This window comes from Phaeobacter sp. JH20_37 (assembly GCF_048056015.1).
In the GTDB taxonomy this organism is placed as follows: Bacteria; Pseudomonadota; Alphaproteobacteria; order Rhodobacterales; family Rhodobacteraceae; genus Phaeobacter; species Phaeobacter bryozoorum.
This window is the reverse complement of record NZ_JAYMWW010000013.1, coordinates 710,490-725,239: the sequence shown is the minus strand read 5'-3', so window position 1 is coordinate 725,239 and position 14,750 is coordinate 710,490. Positions and strand designations below refer to the sequence as shown.

Annotated in this window: 13 protein-coding genes; all 13 read right to left on the bottom strand. The window is 62.2% G+C overall.

Annotated elements, in window-relative coordinates:
• Positions 1 to 46 precede the first annotated feature (46 nt).
• Positions 47 to 1,504, bottom strand: coding sequence for an amidophosphoribosyltransferase (gene purF / locus VWZ87_RS08300; protein ID WP_374015315.1), 1,458 nt, complete (start codon positions 1,502 to 1,504; stop codon positions 47 to 49).
• Positions 1,505 to 1,796: 292 nt separating this feature from the next.
• The gene (locus VWZ87_RS08295) at positions 1,797 to 2,507 is read right to left on the bottom strand and encodes a Hint domain-containing protein (protein ID WP_416535915.1); all 711 of its coding nucleotides are present in this window, start codon (positions 2,505 to 2,507) and stop codon (positions 1,797 to 1,799) included.
• Positions 2,508 to 3,083: 576 nt separating this feature from the next.
• Positions 3,084 to 3,638: a CvpA family protein gene (locus tag VWZ87_RS08290; protein ID WP_340545154.1), complete on the bottom strand. Its 555-nt coding sequence runs from the start codon at positions 3,636 to 3,638 to the stop codon at positions 3,084 to 3,086.
• 40 nt (positions 3,639 to 3,678) lie between these two features.
• Positions 3,679 to 5,043, bottom strand: a complete 1,365-nt coding sequence (radA, locus tag VWZ87_RS08285) for a DNA repair protein RadA (RefSeq protein WP_340545155.1) — start codon at positions 5,041 to 5,043, stop codon at positions 3,679 to 3,681.
• Between the two features lie 187 nt (positions 5,044 to 5,230).
• Entirely contained in the window at positions 5,231 to 5,674 is a 444-nt protein-coding gene (locus VWZ87_RS08280) for a paraquat-inducible protein A (RefSeq protein ID WP_416535914.1), read from the bottom strand.
• Positions 5,675 to 5,802: 128 nt separating this feature from the next.
• The gene (locus VWZ87_RS08275) at positions 5,803 to 6,549 is read right to left on the bottom strand and encodes an ABC transporter ATP-binding protein (protein ID WP_416535913.1); all 747 of its coding nucleotides are present in this window, start codon (positions 6,547 to 6,549) and stop codon (positions 5,803 to 5,805) included.
• Entirely contained in the window at positions 6,546 to 7,346 is an 801-nt protein-coding gene (locus VWZ87_RS08270; RefSeq protein ID WP_340545158.1) for an MlaE family ABC transporter permease, read from the bottom strand. Before VWZ87_RS08270 ends, VWZ87_RS08275 begins: the two co-directional genes overlap by 4 nt.
• Positions 7,343 to 8,380 carry an alanine racemase gene (gene alr, locus VWZ87_RS08265; RefSeq protein WP_416535912.1) on the bottom strand — a complete coding sequence of 346 codons (1,038 nt, stop codon included), beginning with the start codon at positions 8,378 to 8,380 and terminating at the stop codon, positions 7,343 to 7,345. Before alr ends, VWZ87_RS08270 begins: the two co-directional genes overlap by 4 nt.
• Before the next feature lie 338 nt (positions 8,381 to 8,718).
• Positions 8,719 to 10,239 carry a replicative DNA helicase gene (locus tag VWZ87_RS08260; RefSeq protein WP_416535911.1) on the bottom strand — a complete coding sequence of 507 codons (1,521 nt, stop codon included), beginning with the start codon at positions 10,237 to 10,239 and terminating at the stop codon, positions 8,719 to 8,721.
• Positions 10,240 to 10,512: 273 nt separating this feature from the next.
• A complete protein-coding gene (locus tag VWZ87_RS08255; RefSeq protein WP_416535910.1) occupies positions 10,513 to 11,193 on the bottom strand; it encodes an orotate phosphoribosyltransferase in 681 nt (226 codons plus the stop codon).
• 77 nt (positions 11,194 to 11,270) lie between these two features.
• Positions 11,271 to 12,311: a dihydroorotase gene (gene pyrC / locus VWZ87_RS08250; RefSeq protein WP_416535909.1), complete on the bottom strand. Its 1,041-nt coding sequence runs from the start codon at positions 12,309 to 12,311 to the stop codon at positions 11,271 to 11,273.
• Positions 12,312 to 12,392: 81 nt separating this feature from the next.
• Complete coding sequence (locus VWZ87_RS08245; RefSeq protein WP_416535908.1) at positions 12,393 to 13,352, bottom strand: phosphoadenosine phosphosulfate reductase; 960 nt, start codon at positions 13,350 to 13,352, stop codon at positions 12,393 to 12,395.
• Between the two features lie 198 nt (positions 13,353 to 13,550).
• Entirely contained in the window at positions 13,551 to 14,630 is a 1,080-nt protein-coding gene (locus VWZ87_RS08240) for a glycosyltransferase family 2 protein (protein ID WP_416535907.1), read from the bottom strand.
• Between the last annotated feature and the right edge of the window lie 120 nt (positions 14,631 to 14,750).

Here is a 14,750-nt window from a genome sequence, read left to right as displayed (position 1 = left end):
TCCGGTGATCAGCGCCTCATGAGTCGAACTGATATCGGCTGCGCTCTTACTCTGCCGGCGACTTCATTTCAAACCCCCGTTCGACCATATCGGTCGGAACAACAGGGTATTCGCCCGAGAAACAGGCATCACAATACTGCGGGCATTTGCTGTTACGGCCCTGATCCTGCCCGACGGCCCGGTAAAGCCCGTCCAGCGAGATGAACTTCAGGCTGTCCACGGCCAGATGTTTGGCCATCTGATCCTCGGACATGGTTGCGGCCAGCAGCTTGTCACGTTCGGGCGTGTCCACACCATAGAAACAGGGCCAAGCGGTCGGCGGCGAGGCAATGCGGAAATGCACCTCGCTGGCCCCGGCATCCAGGATCATCTCCTTGATTTTGCGCGATGTTGTCCCACGCACCACGGAATCATCCACCAGGATCACCCGCTTGCCCTCGATCAGCGCGCGGTTCACGTTCAGCTTCAGGCGCACGCCCATGTTGCGGATCTGCTCGGTCGGTTCAATGAAGGTCCGGCCCATGTACTGGTTGCGGATGATCCCCATCGCATAGGGAATGCCCGATTGCAGCGAATAGCCGATCGCTGCGGGCGTGCCGCTGTCCGGCACCGGGCAGACCAGATCCGCCTCGACCGGGTTTTCCTTTGCCAGCTCGCGACCGATGGCTTCGCGGGTCTCATAGACGGACCGCCCGCCCAGGATCGAATCAGGGCGGGAGAAATAGACATGTTCAAAGATGCAGAACTTGGACGACTGGCGGCGGAACGGGAAATGGCTCTCGACACCTTTGTCGGTGATCACCACCATTTCGCCCGGCTCAATCTCGCGCAGGAACTCGGCGCCGATGATGTCCAGCGCACAGGTTTCCGAACTCAGCGCATAGCCTTCGCCGACCCGACCCAGCACCAGCGGGCGGACGCCCAGCGGATCGCGGACACCGATCAGCTTGGTCCGGGTCATGGCAACAACCGAGAAGGCGCCTTCGACCCGGCGCAGCGCATCTTCCATCCGCTCCGGGATATTGCGCTGCAACGAGCGGGCCATCAGATGAATGATGCACTCACTGTCGGACGAGCTCTGGAAGATCGAGCCGCGCTCGATCAGTTCGCGGCGCAGGGCATTGGCGTTGGTGATATTGCCGTTGTGGGCAATCGCTGCACCGCCCATAGCGAATTCGCCAAAGAAAGGCTGCACGTCCCGGATCGCAGTCTGACCCTTGGACCCGGCGGTGGAATAGCGCACATGGCCAATCCCGATGGGGCCGGGCAGGGTGGACATCACATCCTGCGAGGTGAAGTTGTCGCGGACATAGCCGAAACGACGGGCGCTCTGGAACCCTTCGACAGGATCGTGGGTGACGATGCCGCCGGCCTCCTGTCCCCGGTGTTGCAGGGCGTGCAGGCCGAGCGCGACAAAGTTGGAAGCGTCCTGGACGCCGACGACGCCAAAGATGCCGCATTCTTCGCGCAGCTTGTCATCGTCAAACGGGTGGGCGGGGGGCATCTGCGGCATCGGCAAGGCGGTGTAGCTCCGAATCCGGTTGTCAGGATGTCCCCCACATAGAGGGTCCGTCCGCGCATGTCACCCAAGGATCACGGTTTCACGACAGTTGGGTGAAAAAACCGCAGCCCTGACCGCCGTCGGACAGCCGCCAAAAACAAAAAAACCTGCGAAATGTCGCAGGCCGCAGGAGGAGGGGGGGGCGGAGCATATTTATTTGGGGAACTGCGTGGGATACGCAGATCCCGTGACCGGCAATGTCCAGATCCGTGTCCGGTTCGCGCCCGCGTCAGCCTCAAGCGGCCAGCAGCCCGCGCAGCATGTCAAAGGCGGAGAGCACATCGTCACGGTCATCTTCGCAGCTGTCGGTCTCGTCCTTGCCCGCGTCAGAAAGAGCACGCCCGTCCTCGCTGGCGAGGATCTGACGGGTTTCGGCCAGCGAAAGCGCCCGGAAAGCACCATCATCGGCGCTGTTGGCGGTGTTCTCATGTGCAACATGTACCAGCATCCCGCAGGCAGCCCAGATCATTTCTTCCTCGGCAAAGGACAGATAGATGCGGGCCATCTTCTCCGGCATGGCGGCAGAGATGCCGTTGTAGCCAATCAGCGACACCACCTTGGTGATCGCGGTGGGCACATCAAACAGCCGCTCGACGGCAGCCAGTTCCAGACCAACCTGCTGATCGGCGGGCAGCATCAGATCGTCATCGTTGCCCAAAGCGCCGGCGGGCACATGCACCAGAGAAGTGACGCGCGGCACCGCGTGTTTGACACCGGTCACCTCCTGCGCACCGCCATCCAGGGTGTAGACCTTGTCGCCGGGCTTGACGTGACGGGCCTGTACAAACCCACGCTCGGTCTCGACCATCATATGCGGCAGCAGACCGCCGGTGCGCGGACGCAGGCGGCTGCGGTTGGATGCGGCAGGGCGCGCAGCTGTCGGGAAATCCATCAGAAGACCAACCGGCTGACAGTCCGCAAATGATGTCGAGTGATCCAGCAGCATGGTGTTGTCCTTCTGAGCGATAGGCCTGACGTTCTGTCCGGCGTCTTGTTGACACCAATGTGCGCTCCGAATTTGGACGGAATTGGGGCAAGGATCGGGCCGATTGGGACAACAGCGGGGTTTTTGGTCTCCAAAGCCGCCTCATTCCCCAAATTGTTGCCGAAAAACACCTCCGATCACAGGATTTGTTAACTTTTATCGGTTTGCCCCCGCGTTCAGCACATGGAGCAGGGAGGCGATCAGGCGCTAAAAATCGCGATTCTAATTGGTTAATAAAGCGTTAATAGGCGTTCTTGATGTTAGGAAAGGTAAACGCCAGTCGGGGCTGGAATGTCGGAATTGGATAAGTCACCATCGCTCCAAAGCCTGCACTGCGCAGCCCTAACCGGAGGCTGTCATCGCTAGTCGAGGCGGCGCTTCCCATTGGCGACACAACGCGCCTCCGGTCGCAGGCGTGACCCGATGTATTAAAAAAGGGCGCCCGAAGGCGCCCCGTTTCAGTCCGGTTGTAATCCCGTTTCTCGCCCGCATCCGTGATCCGCGCAGCCGCCCACTGGTGGCGGATCGGCGTCCGCCTCACTTGTCGCAGGAGCCGATCAGGCTTTCATATTGTGTGGTCACCCAGCCAAGCGCCTGCTCGGGGTTGCGGTCTTCGATCTTGCCGATCATCCGCTCAAACACCACCGCAGAGCGGCTCTCGTCCACGATGGTAAAGCTCTGGCCGGTCATCACCACATTATAGAGGAAGAAGGCAATCGCCACCAACAGGATGCCGCGCAGCACCCCGAAGAAGAAGCCGATCCCCTGATCCAGCCCGCCAAGCGCCGAGCGCTGGACCAATGATGAGAACAGCGGCGTGAAGAACGACACCACAATCAGCGCCAGCGCAAAGACCGCGGCAAACGCCGCGATGATCGACAATTCGCAGCTGTCCGCAATGAACTCCCCGATGACCGGGATCTCGGCCATCAGCGGCTCAACCTGTGGCGCAAACAGAAAGGCCAAGATGGCGGCGGCGATCCAACCAGCGATGGCCATCGCCTCACGCACGAAACCGCGCGAATAGGCCAGCAACGCTGATACAACAATGACCAGGGCCACGACCCCGTCGATAATGGTGAAACCTTCCATGTCCCTCGCCCGTTAACCTGCGATTAGAATTCTTGCGACTTTAGCCAGCCCCAAAGTATTCGCCAACAAAACCGGCGAGATCAGAGGCCTGCCGCACCGCAAGTCCGGGGACCGCGACGGATTTGCCACCACTTGGAGCTATCGCTGCGGTGAAACCAAGTTTTTGCGCTTCTTTCAACCGGTTTTCGGTCTGGGGGGCCGGTCGCAGGGCTCCTGAGAGCGATATTTCTCCGAATACCACCGTATCAGAGGGCAATGCGGTGTCTTCGCGGGCGCTGAGCAGCGCCGCCGCCACCGCCAGATCCGCCGCAGGTTCCGAGATCTTCATGCCGCCGGCCACATTCAGATAGACGTCGAGCCCGGCAAAGGGGATGCCGCAGCGCGCTTCCAGCACGGCAAGGATCATCGCCAGGCGCGAAGAGTCCCAGCCCACCACGGCCCGGCGTGGCTGCGAATGCGGCGAGGGCGCGACCAGCGCCTGCATCTCGACCAGAACCGGGCGGGTACCTTCAATGCCAGAAAACACCACAGAACCGGGCGAGGGTGTGCCGCGTTCCGACAGAAACAGCGCCGAGGGGTTGCGGACTTCGCTCAGCCCGCCACCGGTCATCTCGAAGACGCCGATCTCATCCGCCGGACCAAAGCGGTTCTTGACCGCGCGCAGAATGCGGAACTGATGCCCGCGCTCGCCTTCGAAATACAGCACGGTATCCACCATATGCTCGACCACCCGCGGACCGGCAATCTGGCCTTCCTTGGTGACATGGCCCACCATGATGATGGAGATCCCATTGGTCTTGGCAAAGGTGGTCAGCTCATGCGCCGCGGCACGGACCTGGCTTACGGATCCCGGCGCGCTGTCCACATGATCGGCCCACATGGTCTGAATGGAGTCGATGATCGCCAGCTGTGGCCGCTCCGCCTCCAGCGTGGTCAGGATATCGCGCAGATTGGTCTCCGCCGCCAGCTTGACCGGCGCTTCAGCCAATCCCAGCCGCTGCGCCCGCATGCGTACCTGCGCACTGGCCTCTTCGCCGCTGACATAGATCGTCTTGAGGCCTGAATGGGCAAACTGCGCCGCCGCCTGTAGCAGCAGCGTCGATTTCCCGATCCCGGGATCGCCGCCCACCAGAATGGCCGAGGCAGGCACCAGCCCGCCGCCCAGCACCCGGTCCAGTTCCGCAACCCCGCAGCAGGTGCGTGGCGGTGGCGTCTCCTCGGTTGCAAGATCGCTGAGTGGAATGGTCTTGCCCCGGCGCATGCCCAGAGATTTCGACGCCGGGCCGCCTTTGGACAGGCCCTTGTCTTCGGTGATGGAATTCCACTCGCCACAGCCATCGCAGCGCCCGGACCACTTTGAAAAAGATGCTCCGCAGGCAGAGCAGGAATATGTTGTTTTTGCCATCCGGTAGATCTGGCAGATGTTTCCGGTTTGTTCAAGTGTTGCGGTCGCTGAAACCGATCCTGCGAGGCGCTGCCTCGCGCTCCGGGATATTTGACGCCAGAAGATGGGAAGTAGCGGATTTCTTCTGGCCGGAAATATCCCGGGGGAGGCCGCAAGGCCGGGGGCAGAGCCCCCGCGGACCCGGTTCTTACTCGGCAGTTCTGACCCGCCGCTCGGTTATCAGCCCCAGCACCACTGAGGCCAGGATACAGCCTGTAAACAGATAAAGCCCCCAGGCGGTTTCGATCGTCGCGTAGCCGATCCCCTTGGCCAGGGTGATATAGAGCGCGATCAGAAAGACATCGGCCATCGCCAGCTTGCCCAGAATATGGAGGACGGGCTGTAGCCGTATATCCAGCAGGCCCCATTGCACCAGCGCCAGCCCGATGGTTTTGAGATAGGGGGCGAAAATCGCAAAAGCCGTGACCGTCAGAGCGAGGATCACGTCGCTGCCCCAGAGGCTCTGCAAGCCGGTGATCACCGAGATCTCGCTGAGGCCGAAGATCGGCAGCAGACCCGCCCGCATCAGGGGAGCAAACCAGGCAACAGGGTAGAGGATCAAGAGCGAAAGGGTGAGGAGGCGGAGGATCATGGCAGCTCGTTTTCTGTGGGTCGGCCAAGACTTGCGCGTTTAGTGCCGGATTTGAAGGGGGAAGGCTGCGAGCGAACGCCAGACGCGGTGCCAGAGACAGCGACCCTCGCAAAAAAAGGCCGCGAGGCCTAACGCACCGCCTCGATCGGCCCCTCGGCACGCCCATGGATGAACTGCTCCATGTAGGGATCGCCAGAGTTGTCCATCTCGCTTACCGGGCCGGTCCATTGGATCACGCCTGCGTGCAGCATCGCCACATTGTCGGCAATGGCGCGGACCGAGGACATGTCGTGGGTGATGGTCATCGCCGTTGCGCCCATCTCGACCACGATTTCGCGGATCAGGTCGTTGATGACGCCGGACATGATCGGGTCAAGGCCGGTGGTCGGCTCATCGAAAAAGATGATCTCGGGCTCGGCTGCAATCGCACGGGCAAGTCCCACACGCTTCTGCATGCCGCCCGACAGTTCTGCGGGCAGCCGGTCCGCCACATCAGCCTTCAGACCCACCCGGCGCAGCTTCTCGATGGCGATTTCGCGCGCCTCTTCGGTGGGCCGCTTCAGCGCGCCGCGCAAGAGGCGGAAGGCTACGTTTTGCCAGACCGGCAAGCTGTCAAACAGCGCGCCGCCCTGGAACAGCATCCCGAAGCGGGCCAGAAACATGTCGCGGTCGCCGGATCCGGCGGGTTTACCATCGACAAGGATCTCACCGCTGTCGGGCTGGATCAGGCCAAGGATGCTTTTCAGCGCCACCGATTTGCCGGTACCGGAGCCGCCGATGATCACCATCGAGGTGCCTTTGGCGATCTCCAGATTCATGCCATTGAGCACGCAGTTGTCGCCAAAGGCCTTATAGACGTCTTTCATCTGGATCATAGCGAGAAGAAAATCCCTGTAAGGACAAAATTGGCGGCCAGGATCAGCACGGCTGCGGCCTCAACCGAGCCTTTGGTGGCGCGGCCGACGCCCTGCGCGCCGCGGCCCGACTGCATGCCGTAGTAGCAGCCCATCGTGGCGGCGATGGTGCCAAAGGCGGCGCCTTTTACCAGGCTCGAGACGATGTCGCGGGCTTCGAGGAAATCTACGGTGTTCTTCAGATAGGCAGCCGGGTTGAAGCCCAGATTCTGGGTCGCCACCACATAGCCGCCCATAATGCCGATGATGTCACCAACCCCGACAAGCACCGGCACTGTGATCAGCGCGGCCAGCACCCGCGGCGCCACCAGGTATTTCATCGGATGGGTTGAGAGCGTCACCAGCGCGTCGATCTGCTCGGTCACCTTCATGGTGGCGATCTCCGCCGCGATGGAGGAGGTGACGCGCGCGGCGATCATCAGCCCGACCAGAACTGGGCCGAGTTCGCGCACCATGCCGATCGCCACGATCTGCGGCACCACAGCCTCTGCGTTGAAGCGGGCGCCGCCGGCATAGATCTGCAAGGCCAAGGCCGCGCCGGTGAAAATCGCGGTCAGCCCTACCACGGGCAGCGACAGCCAGCCCACCTGCAACAGCGCATTGAGCAACTCGCGCGGGTAGAAGGGCGGGCGCAGCATATGGCTGAAGGTCGAAAGACCAAAGAGCGTGACCCGCCCCACAGCCCCCAGTCCGGCAAGGGCCATCTGTCCCAGCCGGGCAAGCAGGCTGAGGGGCGAGAGACGCGAGAGGGTGCTCATCCGGTGTAGCTCCGTGCATAGCGGCTGCCGAGGGAAGTGAGAATTTCATAGCCGATGGTGCCGGCCGCATCGGCAAGCGTATCGACGGTCTGGCGTTCATTCAGAATGGTCAGATGGCTCGGCTCGTCACCAAGGTCGGTGACATCGACCGTGATCAGATCCATCGACACCCGGCCGACCACGGGGCAGGGCGTGTCGCCCGCGTAGACCTTGATCCCACCATTGCCAAGCGCGCGGTGCAGCCCGTCGGCATAGCCTGCGGCGACGGTGGCAATACGGCTGGGGCGCTGTGCAGTCCAGCTGTTGCCATAGCCGACGGTCTCGCCGAGATCTAGGCTGCGGATCTGGATCACCGGCAGATCGAGTTGCACCACCGGCAGCGCATCACCGAAGGGCTGGCCACCATATAGGCCGATGCCCGGACGGCAGAGGTCGAAGTGATACTTGCGCCCCAGCAGCAGCCCGCCGGTCGCGGCGAGGGAGCGGGGCAGATCAAGCCCGTCGGTCATCTCGACGAAGCGCTGCAACTGCTGGTCGTTCATCGGATGGGCCGGCTCATCGGCGCAGGCCAGATGCGACATCAGCAGCACCGGCCCCTGGCTGAGCGCGATGTCGCGCACGGCGCTCCACTCGGCGGCTTCCATGCCGAGCCGGTTCATGCCGCTGTCGAGCTGCACGCCAAAGGGGTGCCCCGGCAGGCTTTCGAAATGGCGCAGCATCTGGTCCAGCGAATTGAGCATCGGCGTCAGCTGGAAATCACGCAGCAGTTTTGCATCGCCTTCCATATGGCCTGCAAAGACCGAGATGCCGGGGCCGGGCCCGATGGCGCGGCGCAGGGCGACGCCTTCCTCTGCCATGGCCACGAAGAAATTGCGCGCGCCCGCCTTGGCCAGTGCCTTGCCAACGCGGCCTGCGTCCAGCCCATAGCCATTGGCCTTGACCACGGCGGCGGTTTCGCAATTGGTCAGCGCATCGAGATTGCGCCAGTTGGTCACCAGCGCATCGAGGTTGAGTGTCAGTCTAGCAGTCGTCATGTGCTGTTCATGACATGGGGGGCACAGGGGTCAAGGGGGAAACCGCATTCCAGCTTTGCTGCGGGCGTGCTTGGCGGAGTTTCGGCGCTGACCTGACACATATCGGCCTGCGGGGAGACCGGGCCTGCGGGGGCTGTCACGGCAAGTGATGATCTGCGCCGCGATCGGGGATTTTGAGTATTTCTGGAAAGGTGACAGGCAAGACCTGGACCATGACCGAGGACAAGCGCCGAGCTGCGGCCCAAGTCGGCAGGGCGCGCGGGGCAGGGCCGCGGCATAACAACAAGGCAGCGCAATAGATCTGCGCCGCCTGATGTCGATTGCCGAATTATCAGCGCTCAATATTCGGGCGCATGGTCTTGCTGCCAGGCTTTGGCGAGATTGCCGAAACGGGTGAACTGCGCCTCAAACGCCAGTTCCACGGTGCCGATGGGGCCGTGACGCTGCTTGCCGACGATCACCTCGGCCTTGGCGTGCAGCCGTTCCATGGCCTGTTTCCATTCTTCCATCTTGTCCAGCTCGTGATCGCCGGGCTTCTCGCGCTCCTTGTAGTATTCCTCGCGGAACACGAACATGACCACGTCGGCATCCTGCTCGATCGAGCCTGATTCCCGCAGATCCGACAGCTGCGGACGTTTGTCTTCGCGGCTTTCCACCTGACGCGACAGCTGGGAGAGGGCAACCACCGGAATGTTCAGCTCCTTGGCGATGGCCTTCATGCCCATGGAGATCTCGGCGATTTCATTGACCCGGTTGTCAGCCATGCCGCGACAGAGCTGGAGGTAGTCGATGACCAGCAGATCCAGCCCATGGGTCCGCTTCAGGCGTCGTGCCCGGGCCGCGAGCTGCGAGATTGGCAGCGCCGGGGTGTCGTCGATAAACAGCGGACAGCTTTCCAGATCCTTCGCCGCCTGAACGAACCGGCGGAACTCTTCCTCGGTCATATCGCCCTGACGGATCTTGTGGGAGGAAATTTCCGAAGCCTCGGCGAGGATACGGCCAGCCAGCTGTTCGGCCGACATCTCCAGCGAGAAAAAGCCAACCACCCCCCCGTCAATGGCGCCTTCGGTGCCATCGGGTTTCACACCCCGCTTATAGGCCTTGGCCACGTTGAAGGCGATGTTGGTCGCCAGCGAGGTCTTGCCCATCGAGGGCCGCCCGGCGAGGATCAGGAGGTCCGAGGGGTGCAGGCCGCCGAGCTGTTTGTCGAGATCAGCCAGACCGGTGGAGATCCCGGCCATGCCGCCGCCACGCTGATAGGCTTCATTGGTGACATTGACCGCTTCGGTGACCGCCTTGAGAAAGGATTTGAAGCCGCTTTCCGTCTGCCCCTGTTCGGCCAGTTTATAAAGCGACTGTTCCGCCTCGACGATCTGCTCCTTGGGTTCTGAGGCGACATCGACGCGGCGTGCCTTGTCGGCGATGCTGCGGCCCAGTGCGATCAGCTCGCGGCGGATCGCCAGATCATAGATCATCTGCGCATAGTCGCGCACCGCAAAGGCCGAGATCGAGGCGCCTGCCAGTTTTGCCAGATAGGCAGGGCCGCCGAGTTCCTTCAGCCCCTCGTCATCCTCCATGAACGCCTTCAGCGTGACCGGGGAGGCCAGCGTGTTCTTTGAGATCCGCGCAGCGGCGATCTCGTAGATGCGGGCATGGACCGGATCGTAGAAATGCGCCGAGGTGATGATCGAGGCAACGCGGTCGTAGACGTCGTTGTTGGTCAGGATGGCGCCGAGGAGCTGCTGTTCGGCCTCGACGGAATGGGGCAGGATGCTGACGTCGTCTGCATTGCCCTCGCCAGTGGCATCAGGCTGCGGGGCGGCGGGCAGATTGGGGTCAAAAGGCGTAATATCGTTCATCGCTGCTCTCGTCTTTGGCCCCGCGTTATACCGGCGTGGCGCGCGGTTTGGCTATCTGGAAAACTCTGTGGATGAATTGTGAACAGCCTGTGGATATCCGCAGGCTGGCCTGTGCGCCAAATCCACAGAGACCGGCTTGGGCTGGGCGCAGTCTATATCATGTGGTGCAATCTGGGAAGCGATCTATATCTGGGCGATTGCCAGTGGCAGGGACGATTCGAGGGCAGCCCTGTCCACAGGCCGCCCCCGGTGCATCACTGTGCTGATTTCAGATCAGGCGGATTTATGCGCGTCCTGCCAGGCGCGCGGATCCTTGAGGAAACGCTCCACCTCATCCAGCGTCTCGCTGGAGAAGGCCTGCTGCGCGCGCGCCTCGGCCAGCACGTCCCACCAGGTGCACAGATAGTGCAGCGATACGCCGTGGTCGCCCAGCGTCTTTTCGGTTTCGGGGAAGATGTCGTAGTAGAAGACCACTGCCGTATGGCCACAGGAGGCGCCGGTTTCGCGGATCGCATCGACAAAGGACAGTTTCGAACCGCCATCGGTGGTCAGATCCTCCACCAGCAGCACCCGCTCGCCATCGCTCATCGCGCCTTCGATGCGGGCGTTCTTGCCATAGCCTTTGGGCTTCTTGCGCACATAGGTCATCGGCAGCGCCATGCGCTCGGCGACCAGCGCGGCAAAGGGAATACCTGCGGTTTCGCCCCCGGCAATATTGTCAAAGGCCTCAAAGCCGGCATTGCGCATCACTGTGACGGTCATGAAATCCATCAGCGTCGAGCGGATCCGCGGAAAGGAGATCAGCTTGCGGCAGTCGATATAGCTGGGCGACGGCAGGCCGGAGGCCAGGGTATAAGGCGTCTCGGTATTGAAATTCACCGCGCCGATCTCCAGCAGCATACGGGCGGAAAGACGGGCGATTTCTTCGCGGGAAGGGTAGGAGGAGGGGATCATTCTATCATCCTTGTGGTCGGCGCGAGCCGCCGGTGGCAGGAGCCTCCGGCGGGGATATTTGGAGCCAGAAGATATGGTCAGGCAACTTTCCAAAATACATCAAACCCCGGATCAAAGACGGTCACCGGGCCATCGGCGGTTTTGATCTGGTCGGGGAACACTACGGCATTGTCCTGTTTGATCAGGGTCAGCCTGTCTGCATTGACGGGCAGGCCGTAGAAGGCCGGGCCATGTTCCGAGGTAAAGCCCGCCAGCTTGTCCAGTGCGGCCTCTTCTTCGAAGACATGCGCGAGCAGCGACATCGTATTGGGGGCGGTGAAACAGCCGGCACAGCCGCAGGCGCTGAGTTTGTTGGGGTCGGTATGAGGCGCGGAATCCGTGCCGAGGAAAAACCGCCGATCGCCGGAGGTGGCGGCCGCGCGCAGGGCGATCCTGTGCTCCTCGCGCTTGGCCACCGGCAGGCAGTAGTAATGCGGTTTGATGCCGCCGGCCAGGATGTGGTTGCGGTTGATGATCAGATGGTGCGTGGTGATTGTCGCGCCGAGGTCTTCGTCCTGGCTGGTGACATAATCGGCGGCGTTTCTGGTGGTGATATGTTCCATCACCACCCGCAGGCCCGGTGTCGCCTTGCGGATCGGGTCCAGCACCCGGTCGATGAACACCGCCTCGCGGTCGAAAATGTCGATATCATGGTCAGTGACCTCGCCATGGGTGCAGAGCGGCAGGCCGATCTCTGCCATCGTCTCCAGCACCGCACGGACCTTGTCGAAATTGCTCACCCCCGAAGCAGAGTTGGTGGTGGCCCCGGCCGGATACAGCTTCACCGCCTTGACCAGACCGCTGGCGTGGGCCGCTGCCACATCCGCAGGATCGGTGTCCTCGGTCAGGTAGAGCGTCATCAGCGGTTCAAATGCCATGCCGTCGGGCAGGGCCGCCAGAATACGGTCGCGGTAGGCGGCGGCCTGGTCACCGGTCACCACGGGCGGCACCAGATTCGGCATGATGATCGCACGGCCGAAATGGCGGGCGGTTTCGGGGAGAACGGCCTTCAGCATCGCGCCGTCGCGCAGATGCAGATGCCAGTCATCGGGGCGGGGGATGGTGAGCTGAACGGTCATGGCGTTCGCCTAGCACAGGGCCGCGCGAAGGGGAAGCGACGGGATCATCTTGTCGCGCCGCTGGCCTGTCCCCGGTGTCGCTCAGCGCTCGGGTGGCAGGGTGATCTCGCCCTCGGCAGCGCGTTTCCGGAGCGCCTCAAGCCGACGACGGAAGCGCGGGGCCCGCAGCCTGCCGGTGACATTGCGGCAGAGCAGCGCCATCAGATAGGGGCGGTCTGTCTGTTCCAGCTCTGCCATCAGCTTTCGCAGATACGGGCCATTGGTGCGGCGGGCGCGATAGAGTTTGTAGAACTGCTGTTCCGTCAGCCGGTCGGCACCGGCCAGCGCCAGAATATTATAGAGGATTTCCATCTCGATCAGCCGGGTCTGCACAGTGTCGCCCAGATGGGGCGTGCGCAGGCGCATCACGTTATTGCGCGCAAACAGGGCGGCATGCATGGAATCCAGCCGCTCACGCGGATCGTAGATCACAAAGCCCTGCCGGGCCGCATCCATCATGTCGGGGGCAAACCCGTAGCGATTGCTGAAATCGACACGGCGCATCTCGGTGAAGCGGTCGTCCCAGTCTGTCAGCCGGGGATCAAGGGTCGCTTGCGGCTGGATCGCGACCACGGTAGCGCCGGGCGCGGCCACGGAGAAGGCGGCCGCGGCATAGCCGCAGGGACCGGCGCCGTAGAACACCACCTTGTCGAATTCGTCAAAGAAACCATCATCGATCAGCTGGTCGAAAAACCCGAAGATGCGGTCATTTCGAAACCAGGTGTCGCCGTTGGAGATGAGGCACAGATGCGACCAGCCCAGGTTCTTGACCAGATCAAACCCGAGGGGCTGCGCCAGATCTGACAGGTTGTGGATGCCTTGGATTGTCTCAAAGCTGACCAGTAGCGTATTGCCCTGATCGATGAAGCTGGCAAAGTGACGATTCCCGAGCGGCTGATACATGCCGTTTTCTTCGGCCAGCGCGGCCATGCGGGCCTGCCACTGCGCGGGCTTCAGCCCGGACAGATCCTCGTCCAGCGTGTCCAACGTATCCTGCTGCATAGCCTCGTCCTCTCGCCCCGTCCTGGATCGGACGGGTTTGCCTCCAGCAACATCTAAAGGCGAAATAAGGCTAAAATTGGAAATTGTAAGGCCGGTTTGTCGGCCATTGTTGCGCGCAAAAGGAGGCGGAATAGCTTGCTGCGCGGGCGGCGGGGGCGGGCCGATCGCATCCGGTCAGGGCTCAGCTCTGCCCACTGCTCAATCCTGCCCATTGTCGGGTTTGTCGCTGCCCTGCTGCGCGCTGTGACGGCCCAAGGTGGCAAAACCGGCGAGAGTGCGGGCGGTTCCGGGGCTGATCAGCCGCGAAGGCGGAGTCATCAGCAGGCGCGAAAACAATGTCCGATAGGCGTCCTGCTGCATCAACATGCGAAAGCGGTCGTGGCGCCACTGCACCGCGCGTTCGTGCAGGCGCTGCAGCTTGGGGTCTTCGCGCAGCAGCTCGGCGATCGCCTCACGGGCGGGGCGATAGCGGGCGATGCTGCCGTCCTCATCGGTGTTGAAATTGCGTTCCACCCAATAATCCATGCCCAGCTCGCCCGGGCGGTTGACCCGTCCGCGGTCGGCTTTCAGCACATAGCTCTCCATCGCGCCAAGCGGGTAGTGGTTGAGCTGCACCAGATCGAAATTCGACTGGCCATAGTTGGAGTAGATCCGCTGCGTCCTGAAGTCCTGACCCAGTTCACGACCCGATCCGTCGAACCAGCGATACCGCGCCAGCGCGGCCTCCTCCTGTGGGCTTCGCGGGCGATGCACCCCCAGTTTGCGATAGGTGCCGTCATTGCGATAGAGCGTCTTGAACATCGCCGCGCGCCACGGCCAGTGGATCACCTCCGGTGCGCAGCGGGTAAAGCTGTCGGTCACCGGCTGGTCCTGATAGCGCACCGTTTCGCCATTGCCGAACAGCCGCCAGGTGAGGGTGATCGCATCCGCCTCCGGCAGCGCGTCATGCAGGTCGGTCAGGCGGCCGTCTCCGACGTGGATATTGACGAACTCATCCACGTCAAACGCCATCACCCAGTCCGCCTTGCGCATCAGCCGGTGTTTGTCCGCTTTCTTAAGCCCGGTGAACTGGATGCCGCCCTTGTCATAGGGGCCGTCGTTGCGCAGATGGATGATATGGCCCAGTTCATCCAGTCGATCCAGCATCCGGTCGGTGCCATCCGCGCAGTCATTGGACAGGATCAGAATGTCGCTGAAGCCGACGGCCTTGTGATGGGCGATCCACTCCAGCAGGAAAGCCCCTTCGTTCTTTACACATGTTACGGCCAGTGTTCGCATGCTGTCTCCCGCTACGTCTGTGCCGTCGCCGCCTTGGGGCATGGCGCGCCCTTGGGGCGGATGGCCTGCCTCTGTCATCGCATTGCAGCGAAAGCCGGTCAATGTCATGCGCCGCTGCGC

What these genes read in the sequence shown, in the direction of transcription:
- purF (WP_374015315.1), bottom strand. Translation starts at nt 1,504, where the DNA reads ATGCCCCCCGCCCACCCGTTTGACGATGACAAGCTGCGCGAAGAATGC.
- VWZ87_RS08295 (WP_416535915.1), bottom strand. Translation starts at nt 2,507, where the DNA reads ATGCTGCTGGATCACTCGACATCATTTGCGGACTGTCAGCCGGTTGGT.
- VWZ87_RS08290 (WP_340545154.1), bottom strand. Translation starts at nt 3,638, where the DNA reads ATGGAAGGTTTCACCATTATCGACGGGGTCGTGGCCCTGGTCATTGTT.
- radA (WP_340545155.1), bottom strand. Translation starts at nt 5,043, where the DNA reads ATGGCAAAAACAACATATTCCTGCTCTGCCTGCGGAGCATCTTTTTCA.
- VWZ87_RS08280 (WP_416535914.1), bottom strand. Translation starts at nt 5,674, where the DNA reads ATGATCCTCCGCCTCCTCACCCTTTCGCTCTTGATCCTCTACCCTGTT.
- VWZ87_RS08275 (WP_416535913.1), bottom strand. Translation starts at nt 6,549, where the DNA reads ATGATCCAGATGAAAGACGTCTATAAGGCCTTTGGCGACAACTGCGTG.
- VWZ87_RS08270 (WP_340545158.1), bottom strand. Translation starts at nt 7,346, where the DNA reads ATGAGCACCCTCTCGCGTCTCTCGCCCCTCAGCCTGCTTGCCCGGCTG.
- alr (WP_416535912.1), bottom strand. Translation starts at nt 8,380, where the DNA reads ATGACGACTGCTAGACTGACACTCAACCTCGATGCGCTGGTGACCAAC.
- VWZ87_RS08260 (WP_416535911.1), bottom strand. Translation starts at nt 10,239, where the DNA reads ATGAACGATATTACGCCTTTTGACCCCAATCTGCCCGCCGCCCCGCAG.
- VWZ87_RS08255 (WP_416535910.1), bottom strand. Translation starts at nt 11,193, where the DNA reads ATGATCCCCTCCTCCTACCCTTCCCGCGAAGAAATCGCCCGTCTTTCC.
- pyrC (WP_416535909.1), bottom strand. Translation starts at nt 12,311, where the DNA reads ATGACCGTTCAGCTCACCATCCCCCGCCCCGATGACTGGCATCTGCAT.
- VWZ87_RS08245 (WP_416535908.1), bottom strand. Translation starts at nt 13,352, where the DNA reads ATGCAGCAGGATACGTTGGACACGCTGGACGAGGATCTGTCCGGGCTG.
- VWZ87_RS08240 (WP_416535907.1), bottom strand. Translation starts at nt 14,630, where the DNA reads ATGCGAACACTGGCCGTAACATGTGTAAAGAACGAAGGGGCTTTCCTG.